11 protein-coding genes and 1 riboswitch are annotated in these 11577 nt (G+C 54.3%); of the genes, 7 read left to right on the top strand and 4 right to left on the bottom strand.

Annotation, left to right across the window (positions count from 1 at the left end; all coding sequences use genetic code 11):
* Positions 1-7 precede the first annotated feature (7 nt).
* From cbiB to pduF, 4 genes are all read right to left on the bottom strand, one after another.
* Positions 8-967: an adenosylcobinamide-phosphate synthase CbiB gene (gene cbiB, locus ABVN36_RS12355; protein ID WP_000153647.1), complete on the bottom strand. Its 960-nt coding sequence runs from the start codon at positions 965-967 to the stop codon at positions 8-10.
* Positions 964-2343: a cobyrinate a,c-diamide synthase gene (locus ABVN36_RS12350; protein WP_023137993.1), complete on the bottom strand. Its 1380-nt coding sequence runs from the start codon at positions 2341-2343 to the stop codon at positions 964-966. Before ABVN36_RS12350 ends, cbiB begins: the two co-directional genes overlap by 4 nt.
* Before the next feature lie 96 nt (positions 2344-2439).
* A riboswitch (cobalamin riboswitch) is annotated at positions 2440-2615 on the bottom strand.
* 325 nt (positions 2616-2940) lie between these two features.
* Positions 2941-3852 (bottom strand): regulatory protein PocR, encoded by a 912-nt coding sequence (gene pocR, locus ABVN36_RS12345; RefSeq protein WP_000622326.1) that lies wholly within the window; start codon positions 3850-3852, stop codon positions 2941-2943.
* 216 nt (positions 3853-4068) lie between these two features.
* Positions 4069-4863 (bottom strand): propanediol diffusion facilitator PduF, encoded by a 795-nt coding sequence (gene pduF, locus ABVN36_RS12340; RefSeq protein WP_001000023.1) that lies wholly within the window; start codon positions 4861-4863, stop codon positions 4069-4071.
* A 524-nt stretch (positions 4864-5387) separates the two neighbouring features.
* On the opposite strand from pduF, the gene pduA reads away from it, so the two are divergent.
* Genes pduA through pduH form a run of 7 tightly spaced genes read left to right on the top strand, consistent with a single transcriptional unit; the run spans position 5388 to position 11567 of the window.
* A complete protein-coding gene (gene pduA, locus ABVN36_RS12335; protein WP_001183618.1) occupies positions 5388-5672 on the top strand; it encodes a propanediol utilization microcompartment protein PduA in 285 nt (94 codons plus the stop codon).
* Positions 5669-6481, top strand: coding sequence for a propanediol utilization microcompartment protein PduB (gene pduB / locus ABVN36_RS12330; RefSeq protein ID WP_000097500.1), 813 nt, complete (start codon positions 5669-5671; stop codon positions 6479-6481). The genes pduA and pduB overlap by 4 nt, the downstream gene beginning before the upstream one ends.
* 18 nt (positions 6482-6499) lie before the next feature.
* Positions 6500-8164, top strand: coding sequence for a propanediol dehydratase large subunit PduC (pduC, locus tag ABVN36_RS12325; protein ID WP_001256896.1), 1665 nt, complete (start codon positions 6500-6502; stop codon positions 8162-8164).
* Between the two features lie 10 nt (positions 8165-8174).
* On the top strand, positions 8175-8849 hold the full coding sequence (gene pduD, locus ABVN36_RS12320; RefSeq protein ID WP_000405048.1) for a propanediol dehydratase medium subunit PduD: 675 nt from the start codon (positions 8175-8177) through the stop codon (positions 8847-8849).
* Positions 8850-8863: 14 nt separating this feature from the next.
* Positions 8864-9385, top strand: a complete 522-nt coding sequence (pduE, locus tag ABVN36_RS12315; RefSeq protein WP_001090597.1) for a propanediol dehydratase small subunit PduE — start codon at positions 8864-8866, stop codon at positions 9383-9385.
* A 9-nt stretch (positions 9386-9394) separates the two neighbouring features.
* The gene (gene pduG / locus ABVN36_RS12310; RefSeq protein ID WP_023137994.1) at positions 9395-11227 is read left to right on the top strand and encodes a propanediol dehydratase reactivase alpha subunit PduG; all 1833 of its coding nucleotides are present in this window, start codon (positions 9395-9397) and stop codon (positions 11225-11227) included.
* Positions 11217-11567, top strand: coding sequence for a propanediol dehydratase reactivase beta subunit PduH (gene pduH / locus ABVN36_RS12305; protein WP_023137995.1), 351 nt, complete (start codon positions 11217-11219; stop codon positions 11565-11567). The genes pduG and pduH overlap by 11 nt, the downstream gene beginning before the upstream one ends.
* Positions 11568-11577: the final 10 nt, after the last annotated feature.

Raw genomic sequence — 11577 nt, 5'->3', positions numbered from 1 at the left:
GTCGTCCTCAGGCCACGCCAGATAACCCGCACCGCGCCGCAATAAACAGCGCCAGCGCCAGGGTTGAAGCGACCCACATCAATCGAATCGTTCGGGAAATATCGTCCACGGAAATATCGCGCTGCGCGTCGCCGATCCAGGGCTTGTCCACACGCTCGCCAAAGTAGTTATTTGGGCCACCGAGCTGGATACCTAAGGCGCCGGCCACACACGCTTCCGACCAGGCGCAATTTGGGCTACTGTGGTTATAACGGTCACGCCAGCCAATACGCAGCGCCCGCCAACCACTCAGGCGACACAGTCCTGCCGCAATGCCCAGCAACAGCCAGCTCAGTCGGGCAGGAAGATAGTTCGCTACGTCGTCCATACGGGCGCTGACCATACCAATCGCCCGGTATTTTTCATGTTTGTAGCCCACCATTGAATCCAGGGTATTGACGGCTTTGTAGGCCATCGCCAGCGGCGCGCCGCCGAGAAAGAGGAAAAAGAGCGGCGCGATAATGCCGTCAACGGTGTTTTCTGCAACCGTTTCCACCACGGCGCGATTGATCTGCGCTGGCTGAAGTTGCGACGTATCGCGCCCGACGATCCAGGAGAGTTTTATTCGGCTTTCCGCAAGGTCGTTCTTCCGTAACGGTCGTTCAACCTCCTGCGCGGCGTGGGCCAGAGAGCGTCCGGCCAGCGTGGTAAAGATCATCCAGACTTCGACGCTCCAGCCAAACCAGGGGTGAATCCGCTGCGCCAGCGCCAGTACGCCCCATGCCACGCCCCAGGTCGCCCCGACAACCACAACCCACATTACGCCGCCGCCAATCCGCAGCGCTTTATCGCCGGGACAATAGCGACGAACAATACGCTGCACAAACGTGATTAAACGACCTATCCAGCGTACCGGATGGGGCCAGTGTTGAGGGTCGCCGATGATAAAATCCAGCACCCAGGCGATACACCAGGCAAGAATCGTCATAATACGCGCCTCGCCGCCGCCAGCCAGTGCTGCAACATTTCCGGACGCTGGGCGAAATGGACGTGCAGATAGCTGGCAAACGTGTTGCCTGTCTGCCAGCCGCCAGTCCATTCCTGTAACACGCGGCCATCGCGAACCTTACGACAGGCCATAACGGCGGGTGTTTCGGGGATAAAATCTGAGTAGTGAAATTCATGGCCGCGCACTATCTCGCCAGGCGCCGCCAATAGCGTTGGCTGCATAGCCTGCGCCTCACAGTAGCCAAAGCGGGTAAGTCGCTTACCCATTTTGCTGTGACCGGGGATAATATTCGCCATCTGATGAATTTCCCCACCGCTATCCTCCAGAGTGCTCCCCAGATACATCAGACCGCCACACTCCGCGTAAATCGCCACGCCGCGCTGATGCGCCGCCCGCAAATGTTTTAACATCGCCGTATTTGCCGCCAGATCCGCGGCGTATAATTCAGGATATCCACCGCCCAGCCAGATCATCTGACAATCAGGCAATGCGCGGTCATGCAGTGGGCTAAAACGCACAATGTTAACGCCGGCACGCTCCAGCAAATCGATGTTATCGGGATAATAAAAGTTAAAGGCCTCATCATCCGCCAGAGCAAGCGTCAGCCCTGCCCCCGCTGTGTTATCGGGGCGCTCAGGCCACATTCCCGTCGGAAGCGCTGATAACACGCTCAGCGAGAGTAGCGCATCCACATCCACTGTTTGTTCCAGCGAGGCGGCAAAATCATGCCATGATTGCTGATTGACGAGGGATTCTCTGGCGATAATCAACCCCAGGTGGCGTTCAGGTAATGCGACGCCGTCGCAAGGAGGGACATACCCCAGTACCGGCAGTGAGCAATAATGTTCAATGGCATTTTTGAGGAGCTGATAGTGGGCGTCGCTAGTGACGCGATTCACAATCACGCCCGCGAGGTTGAGGGTCGGGTCGAAGTGCTGAAATCCCATAACGGTAGCCGCAAGCGACGTTGAAACAGCCTTGCCGTCCACCAGTAGGATGACCGGGCAACCAAGCTGTTTGGCCATCGCGGCTGTGCTGCAGTAATTGGGGTCGACGCCATAGCCGTCATACAGCCCCATGACCCCTTCAATGACAGCGATATCCGCCTGCCGCATTTGTTCGCAAAATAAGGCGTTGAGAACAGGAGGAGGAAGCATGAAACTGTCAAGATTACGGGACGCCACGCCACAGATAGCGGTATGCCAGCCGGTATCAAGGTAATCTGGCCCAACTTTAAACGGCTGTACGCGCAGCGCGCGTTTTTGCAGCAGCCTCAACAAACCAAGCGTCACCGTGGTTTTGCCGCAACCGCTTCCTGTGCCTGCAAGAATAAATGCGTGATGCCTTGCCGCCATTACCCTGATCCTGTTCAGGGTGGTAGGGGTATACAGGTACGCGCATGTTCAGTCTTTCGACTGTACGCGTCTTCGCAACCCACTTCCCACCGAAGTTGTTGGTTATCACCGACAGGCAGGTCTTCTGGCTTAGCGTCCTCCTCGCCCGTCCTTCCCAATCTTGCGATCAGTGGTCTTTACGGGGTCGTCAGCATCACAGCAGCGGGGGCTGCGGGGGATTTTCACCCCCTTCCCTACCACAAATGTGGCAAACCTGTTGGTTTACGTTATGGCTGTACGGCACACCCATAACGGCAATTAATAATGTGCTACGTTTTACATTTCTGTGAGCAATAGCCTGAGCGGTTGCTCATCTGACGTTAATCTACTCATCCTTATCGGTATATTGACGATAAAACGTATCGACAAAGCGTAATAAAACTTATCTTTCCTGACACTGTACTTCATCACAAAAATAAAAACTGGTGCAGTTTATGCCCTAAATTTTATTATTTTGTTGCGCTATGACAATTTATTGTTACACCAGATAAATTTTCTTTCTGAAATGATTAAGATACAAAAGACTATCAAAAATCGGCAATAGCAAAATATTGCTATTCATAACGATGGAGGATGAGAATTCTCATTTATCTGCTGGCGATAAGCCTGCGGCGTAACCTGATAGGTCTGGCGGAAGACTTTGCAAAAATAGCTGGTTTGCGAAAAACCTAAATTACGCGCAATACTGGCAATACTCCAGTCACTATGGCAAAGCAATTCTCTTGCGCTAACCATTCTCTGGCGGTTTACCCACGCATTAAATCCGATTCCCTGATATTTCTTGAATAGTTTACTGAAGTAATAGGGGCTGAGATAGACATGTGAGGCGACATCCTCAAGACGAAGATCGTCGGACAAATGCGCATCAATATAGCGAAGCGCTTTTTTCATTTTACTGTCATGCGGAGTGGGACCACGAGTGGTTTTATTTGCCTCCGATTGCTGCGGATTGTCTTTGATAACCACGAAATTGAGCTGTTTTTTCAGGCAATTCTCAACAATCAGTTTAAGAAGATCGGCGGAAGCGATAACGCGTGAATAGTCCATCTCTGGCACATTCCGAAATTCATTCAAGAGCTCAGGGTCAGCCTGCCAGCGATCGTCGACATTAAGAATGTTTACCAGCTCCACGTCATTACTTAAACGAACCTGCCCGCATAAAACAAAGCCAACTAAATGCCCTGCGATTACCAGCGGAATAGAAAAATCCGTTAGACCGGCATGACAACGATAAATACAGGGTTGATCGGACTTCGATGCCTCCAGTCCCCCGCAGCGATCGCTCATACGACAACGTGTACTATGCTGGGGATGCTGCCGCATCAACTGACAAAACGGCGTGAAATTGAATAGCTCAGATATTTCATCACCATGAATATTGACAACCACAACCGCCAGACCGGTGGCTTGTGCAAAATCCTGTGCGATTTTATTAATGAGTTCTGAGTTCAGAGCGCTCGCAGAAATCATGATAAAACCCCTCAGTTAATTTATTGTTATAAACAAAACACATTATTTACATTCACTTTTTATTAGCATTATCCTGGCCCTGATAAAAAGTACAATGACAATATCAAAAGTCTCCCATTGCTGGGAGACGTTTTGATCAGTTCGTGAAAGCAGATCACGAAATTATCTCACCTGTTTTTACGATACATCATTGCTGTGAATCTGGTTCGCATTTTCTTACAGTTCACAGCGGTTACAAGGTAAATTCTTACCAATAAAATAGCGATATATGGCTGCTCCGGCACAGGCGCCGATAACAGGCGCGACAATCGGCACGATAAAATAAGGGATCTCTCGCCCACCGCTCATCGCCATGTTCCCCCACCCCGCTAACCATGTGAACAGTTTGGGACCGAAATCACGCGCCGGATTCATTGCAAAACCGGTAAGAGGTCCAGTAGACGCGCCGATAACGGCAACCAGTATCCCAATAAGCAAAGGCGCAAGCGGCCCTTTAGGAATGCCATTGCCATCATCCGTCAATGCCATGATCATGCCCATCAGAATCGACGTAATGACCACTTCCACCAACGCAGCCTGCCATACATTTAGCGCTGCGGCCGGATAGGTACTGAAAATGCTGGCTAATTGCAAACTTTCGACGCTACCGCGCACCATATGATGCGCAGTCTCAAATTCAGTAAAAAGGCTACTATAAAGCACATACGCCAGCAGAGCGCCGCCAAAAGCGCCGGCAAACTGGGCAATAATATAAGGCAATACTTTCTGTTTGGGGAAGCAGGCAAACAGCCACAGCGCAATCGTCACCGCAGGGTTAAGATGTCCGCCGGAGATGCCGGCCGTAAGGTAAACGGCCAGTGAAATTCCAAGCCCCCAAATAATGCAAATCTCCCATAATCCGAGGCTGGCGCCTGCGACTTTGAGCGCGCTCAAACAACCGATACCAAAAAACAAAAAGAGTCCGGTGCCTAAAAATTCCGCACCACATTGCGCCTTTAGAGAATCATTCATGTGACACCTTCTGAGCAAAGTTCGTGTCCTGGCCAGCGCAAGTTTCGGCTGGCGGTAGAGTACAGCTAACCTCACTATAAAAAGTGCCGCCTGTAAATTGTTGGCAACCTGCGGGCCTGCCTCCCGGAAAAATCGTGTTGCGATAGCAAAATTTTGCTTTTCCGATATTTTTATCAGCCCATCACACGGGAAATTTGAGCTATAAAATACGCCTGTGGAAATAATAAAATATTGCACAAGCCAACTTATCAATTTCGAATAAGCATCACATTTTGCGTCTTTCGCCATATCAAATAAAAATACTCTCGTCACTAACAAAAATGTAAAAATGAAATAATAAAAACAAAATAATCATATAGGCAATAATAAATTAAATTTTAATTATCAATGAGTTATAAAAATAAAAGGCAATTTAATCATATTGCTTTCCCATTATTTTCTGATGCTCAACAGCAAGTCAGCCATTCTTTTTCCTCGCATCTTCTTATAGTCCCCACTATCGGAACACTCCATGCGAGGTCTTTATGCAACAAGAAGCACTAGGAATGGTAGAAACCAAAGGCTTAACCGCAGCCATAGAGGCCGCTGATGCAATGGTTAAGTCAGCCAATGTGATGTTAGTGGGCTATGAAAAGATTGGCTCCGGGCTGGTAACCGTCATCGTGCGCGGCGATGTTGGCGCGGTCAAAGCGGCCACCGATGCAGGTGCCGCAGCCGCACGCAACGTGGGTGAAGTGAAAGCCGTACACGTCATCCCACGCCCTCACACCGATGTAGAAAAAATCTTACCGAAGGGAATTAGCCAATGAGCAGCAATGAGCTGGTGGAACAGATCATGGCGCAGGTGATTGCCCGTGTGGCAACGCCGGAACAACAGGCCATCCCTGGTCAACCCCAACCTATACGAGAGACGGCTATGGCAGAAAAAAGCTGCAGTTTAACGGAATTTGTCGGGACCGCCATTGGCGATACCCTGGGCCTGGTTATCGCCAACGTCGATACCGCCCTGCTGGACGCGATGAAGCTTGAGAAGCGCTATCGTTCCATCGGCATTCTCGGCGCCCGCACCGGCGCAGGCCCGCACATTATGGCGGCGGACGAAGCGGTGAAAGCCACCAACACCGAAGTGGTCAGCATTGAGCTGCCGCGCGATACCAAAGGCGGCGCGGGCCACGGTTCGCTGATTATTTTAGGCGGTAACGACGTGTCCGACGTCAAGCGCGGTATCGAAGTCGCGCTGAAAGAGCTGGACCGCACCTTCGGCGATGTTTACGGCAACGAAGCCGGGCATATCGAGCTGCAGTACACCGCTCGCGCCAGCTACGCCCTGGAAAAAGCGTTCGGCGCGCCGATTGGCCGTGCCTGCGGCGTCATCGTCGGCGCTCCGGCTTCCGTCGGCGTACTGATGGCCGATACCGCCCTGAAGTCAGCCAACGTTGAAGTCGTGGCGTACAGCTCGCCGGCGCACGGCACCAGCTTTAGTAACGAAGCTATTCTGGTGATTTCCGGCGACTCCGGCGCGGTCCGCCAGGCGGTGACCTCCGCCCGCGAAATCGGCAAAACCGTCCTTGCGACCCTCGGTTCTGAACCGAAAAACGATCGCCCGTCCTACATCTGATACCCACGAGGCTGATTCATGAGATCGAAAAGATTTGAAGCACTGGCGAAACGCCCTGTGAATCAGGACGGCTTCGTTAAGGAGTGGATCGAAGAAGGCTTTATCGCGATGGAAAGCCCGAACGATCCAAAACCGTCGATTAAAATCGTTAACGGCGCGGTGACCGAGCTGGACGGAAAACCGGTTAGCGAATTCGACCTGATCGACCACTTTATCGCTCGCTACGGCATCAACCTGAACCGCGCCGAAGAAGTGATGGCGATGGATTCGGTCAAGCTGGCCAATATGCTGTGCGATCCTAACGTCAAGCGCAGCGAAATCGTTCCGCTGACCACCGCCATGACCCCGGCGAAAATTGTTGAAGTGGTTTCGCATATGAACGTCGTCGAAATGATGATGGCGATGCAGAAAATGCGCGCTCGCCGCACGCCGTCTCAGCAGGCACACGTCACCAACGTCAAGGATAACCCGGTGCAAATCGCCGCCGACGCCGCCGAAGGCGCATGGCGCGGGTTTGACGAACAAGAAACCACCGTTGCGGTAGCACGCTACGCGCCGTTCAACGCCATCGCGCTGTTGGTCGGTTCTCAGGTTGGTCGTCCGGGCGTACTGACGCAGTGCTCCCTGGAAGAAGCCACCGAGCTTAAGCTCGGCATGCTGGGCCACACCTGCTACGCCGAAACCATCTCCGTTTACGGCACCGAGCCGGTCTTCACCGACGGTGACGATACACCATGGTCGAAGGGCTTCTTAGCCTCTTCCTACGCCTCTCGCGGCCTGAAAATGCGCTTCACCTCCGGCTCCGGATCCGAAGTGCAGATGGGCTACGCCGAAGGCAAATCCATGCTGTATCTGGAAGCGCGCTGCATCTATATCACCAAAGCGGCTGGCGTTCAGGGGCTGCAAAACGGCTCCGTAAGCTGCATCGGCGTACCGTCTGCCGTGCCGTCAGGCATTCGTGCCGTGCTGGCGGAAAACCTGATCTGCTCTTCGCTGGATCTGGAATGCGCCTCCAGTAACGACCAGACCTTCACCCACTCCGATATGCGTCGTACCGCGCGCCTGCTGATGCAGTTCCTGCCGGGTACCGACTTTATCTCCTCCGGTTATTCCGCGGTGCCGAACTACGACAACATGTTCGCCGGTTCCAACGAAGATGCGGAAGACTTTGACGACTACAACGTTATCCAGCGTGACCTGAAAGTGGACGGCGGTCTGCGCCCGGTTCGCGAAGAGGACGTTATCGCCATCCGTAACAAAGCCGCCCGCGCGCTGCAGGCCGTGTTTGCCGGAATGGGACTACCGCCGATTACCGATGAAGAAGTTGAAGCCGCGACCTATGCCCACGGTTCGAAAGATATGCCGGAGCGTAACATCGTCGAAGACATCAAGTTCGCCCAGGAAATCATCAATAAAAACCGCAACGGTCTGGAAGTCGTTAAAGCGCTGGCGCAGGGCGGGTTTACCGACGTGGCCCAGGACATGCTCAACATCCAGAAAGCCAAGCTAACCGGCGACTATTTGCACACCTCCGCCATTATCGTCGGCGACGGACAAGTGCTCTCTGCGGTTAATGACGTCAATGACTATGCCGGTCCGGCAACAGGTTATCGCCTGCAGGGAGAACGCTGGGAAGAGATTAAAAACATCCCTGGCGCTCTTGATCCCAACGAGATTGATTAAGGGGTGAGAAATGGAAATTAATGAAAAATTGCTGCGCCAGATAATTGAAGACGTGCTCCGCGATATGAAGGGCAGCGATAAACCCGTCTCGTTTAATGCGCCTGCGGCATCCACAGCACCACAGACCGCTGCGCCTGCGGGCGACGGCTTTCTGACCGAAGTGGGCGAAGCGCGCCAAGGCACTCAGCAGGACGAAGTCATTATCGCCGTCGGCCCGGCATTTGGCCTGGCGCAAACCGTCAATATCGTGGGCTTACCGCATAAGAGCATTCTGCGCGAAGTCATTGCCGGTATTGAAGAAGAAGGCATCAAGGCGCGCGTGATTCGCTGCTTTAAATCTTCCGACGTGGCGTTCGTCGCCGTTGAAGGTAACCGCCTGAGCGGATCCGGCATCTCCATCGGCATCCAGTCGAAAGGTACTACGGTTATCCACCAGCAGGGGCTACCGCCGCTCTCCAACCTGGAGCTGTTCCCGCAGGCACCGCTGCTGACGCTGGAAACCTACCGTCAGATTGGTAAAAACGCCGCCCGTTATGCGAAACGCGAATCACCGCAGCCGGTCCCTACGCTCAATGACCAGATGGCACGCCCGAAGTACCAGGCAAAGTCGGCCATTTTGCACATTAAAGAGACCAAGTACGTCGTGACGGGCAAAAACCCGCAGGAACTGCGCGTGGCGCTTTGATAAAGGATAACTCCATGAATACCGACGCAATTGAATCGATGGTCCGGGACGTATTGAGCCGCATGAACAGCCTGCAGGGCGATGCGCCAGCAGCAGCTCCTGCGGCAGGCGGCACGTCCCGCAGCGCAAAGGTCAGCGACTACCCGCTGGCGAACAAACACCCGGAATGGGTGAAAACCGCCACCAATAAAACGCTGGACGACTTTACGCTGGAAAACGTGCTGAGCAATAAAGTCACCGCTCAGGATATGCGTATTACCCCGGAAACCCTGCGCTTACAGGCGTCTATCGCCAAAGATGCGGGCCGCGACCGGCTGGCGATGAACTTCGAACGCGCCGCCGAACTGACCGCGGTACCGGACGATCGCATTCTTGAAATCTACAACGCCCTTCGTCCGTATCGTTCAACGAAAGAAGAGCTGCTCGCTATCGCCGACGATCTCGAAAACCGTTATCAGGCAAAGATTTGCGCAGCTTTCGTTCGTGAAGCGGCAGGACTGTACGTTGAGCGTAAAAAACTCAAAGGCGACGATTAAGGATTTCGTATGCGATATATAGCTGGCATTGACATTGGTAACTCATCGACGGAAGTCGCCCTGGCGACTCTGAATGAGGCTGGCGCGCTGACAATCACCCACAGCGCGCTGGCGGAAACGACCGGGATCAAAGGCACGTTGCGTAACGTGTTCGGCATTCAGGAAGCGCTCGCCCTCATCGCAAAGCGCGCGGGGATCAATGTCAGCGATATTTCACTCATCCGCATTAACGAAGCCACGCCGGTGATTGGCGATGTGGCGATGGAAACCATTACCGAAACCATCATCACCGAATCGACAATGATCGGCCATAACCCAAAAACGCCGGGCGGAGTAGGCCTTGGTGTGGGTATCACGATTACGCCGGAGGAGCTGTTAACCCGCCCGGCGGACTCGTCCTATATTCTGGTGGTATCGTCAGCCTTTGATTTTGCCGATATCGCCAATGTTATCAACGCCTCAATGCGCGCCGGATACCAGATTACCGGCGTCATTTTGCAGCGCGACGATGGCGTACTGGTCAGCAACCGGCTGGAAAAATCGCTACCGATTGTCGATGAAGTTCTGTACATCGACCGCATTCCGCTGGGGATGCTGGCGGCGATTGAAGTCGCCGTGCCGGGAAAGGTTATCGAAACCCTCTCTAACCCTTACGGTATCGCCACCGTATTTAATCTCAACGCCGATGAGACAAAAAACATCGTCCCGATGGCGCGCGCGCTGATCGGCAACCGTTCCGCCGTGGTGGTTAAAACGCCATCCGGCGACGTCAAAGCGCGCGCAATACCCGCCGGTAACCTGGAGCTGCAGGCGCAGGGTCGTACCGTGCGCGTGGATGTTGCCGCCGGTGCCGAAGCCATCATGAAAGCGGTGGACGGCTGCGGCAAGCTCGACAACGTCACCGGCGAGGCCGGGACCAATATCGGCGGCATGCTGGAGCACGTGCGCCAGACCATGGCCGAACTGACCAACAAGCCGAGCAGTGAGATTTTCATTCAGGATCTACTGGCCGTTGACACCTCGGTTCCGGTGAGCGTCACCGGCGGTCTGGCCGGGGAGTTCTCGCTGGAGCAGGCCGTCGGCATCGCCTCGATGGTGAAATCAGACCGTCTGCAGATGGCGATGATTGCCCGTGAAATTGAGCAGAAGCTTAATATCGACGTGCAGATCGGCGGCGCTGAGGCTGAAGCCGCCATTCTGGGCGCGCTGACCACGCCGGGTACCACCCGACCGCTGGCGATCCTCGACCTCGGCGCGGGCTCCACCGATGCCTCCATCATCAACCCTAAAGGCGAAATCATCGCCACCCATCTCGCCGGGGCAGGCGACATGGTCACGATGATTATTGCCCGCGAACTGGGGCTGGAAGACCGCTATCTGGCGGAAGAGATCAAAAAATACCCGCTGGCTAAGGTCGAAAGCCTGTTCCACTTACGCCACGAGGACGGCAGCGTCCAGTTCTTCCCGACGCCGCTGCCTCCCGCCGTGTTCGCCCGCGTCTGCGTGGTGAAACCGGACGAACTGGTGCCGCTTCCCGGCGACTTAGCGCTGGAAAAAGTGCGCGCCATTCGCCGCAGCGCTAAAGAACGTGTCTTTGTCACCAACGCCCTGCGCGCGCTGCGCCAGGTCAGTCCAACCGGCAACATTCGCGATATTCCGTTCGTGGTGCTGGTCGGCGGCTCGTCGCTGGATTTTGAAGTTCCGCAGCTGGTCACCGATGCGCTGGCGCACTACCGCCTGGTCGCCGGGCGAGGAAATATTCGCGGCAGCGAAGGCCCAAGAAACGCGGTGGCCACCGGCCTGATTCTCTCCTGGCACAAGGAATTTGCATATGGACAGTAATCACAGCGCCCCGGCTATCGTCATTACCGTTATCAACGACTGCGCCAGCCTCTGGCACGAAGTGCTGCTGGGTATCGAAGAGGAAGGCATCCCTTTCCTGCTTCAGCGTCACCCGGCTGGAGATGTCGTTGACAGCGCATGGCAGGCGGCGCGCAGCTCGCCGCTGCTGGTTGGCATAGCCTGCGATCGACACTCGCTGGTCGTGCATTACAAGAATTTACCCGCATCGGCACCGCTTTTCACGCTGATGCATCATCAGGACAGTCAGGCCCATCGCAATACCGGTAATAACGCGGCACGGCTGGTCAAAGGGATCCCTTTTCGGGATCTCCATGCTTAATCACAGGAGA

The organism is Salmonella sp. SJTUF15581, from assembly GCF_043356775.1.
In the GTDB taxonomy this organism is placed as follows: domain Bacteria; phylum Pseudomonadota; class Gammaproteobacteria; order Enterobacterales; family Enterobacteriaceae; genus Salmonella; species Salmonella enterica.
The sequence above is the reverse complement of the archived record's forward strand: the minus strand, read 5'-3'. Positions and strand labels throughout refer to the sequence as shown.

Excerpts from the sequence above, each read along its gene's own strand:
- cbiB (WP_000153647.1), bottom strand. The coding sequence starts at position 967 with ATGACGATTCTTGCCTGGTGTATCGCCTGGGTGCTGGATTTTATCATC.
- ABVN36_RS12350 (WP_023137993.1), bottom strand. The coding sequence starts at position 2,343 with ATGGCGGCAAGGCATCACGCATTTATTCTTGCAGGCACAGGAAGCGGT.
- pocR (WP_000622326.1), bottom strand. The coding sequence starts at position 3,852 with ATGATTTCTGCGAGCGCTCTGAACTCAGAACTCATTAATAAAATCGCA.
- pduF (WP_001000023.1), bottom strand. The coding sequence starts at position 4,863 with ATGAATGATTCTCTAAAGGCGCAATGTGGTGCGGAATTTTTAGGCACC.
- pduA (WP_001183618.1), top strand. The coding sequence starts at position 5,388 with ATGCAACAAGAAGCACTAGGAATGGTAGAAACCAAAGGCTTAACCGCA.
- pduB (WP_000097500.1), top strand. The coding sequence starts at position 5,669 with ATGAGCAGCAATGAGCTGGTGGAACAGATCATGGCGCAGGTGATTGCC.
- pduC (WP_001256896.1), top strand. The coding sequence starts at position 6,500 with ATGAGATCGAAAAGATTTGAAGCACTGGCGAAACGCCCTGTGAATCAG.
- pduD (WP_000405048.1), top strand. The coding sequence starts at position 8,175 with ATGGAAATTAATGAAAAATTGCTGCGCCAGATAATTGAAGACGTGCTC.
- pduE (WP_001090597.1), top strand. The coding sequence starts at position 8,864 with ATGAATACCGACGCAATTGAATCGATGGTCCGGGACGTATTGAGCCGC.
- pduG (WP_023137994.1), top strand. The coding sequence starts at position 9,395 with ATGCGATATATAGCTGGCATTGACATTGGTAACTCATCGACGGAAGTC.
- pduH (WP_023137995.1), top strand. The coding sequence starts at position 11,217 with ATGGACAGTAATCACAGCGCCCCGGCTATCGTCATTACCGTTATCAAC.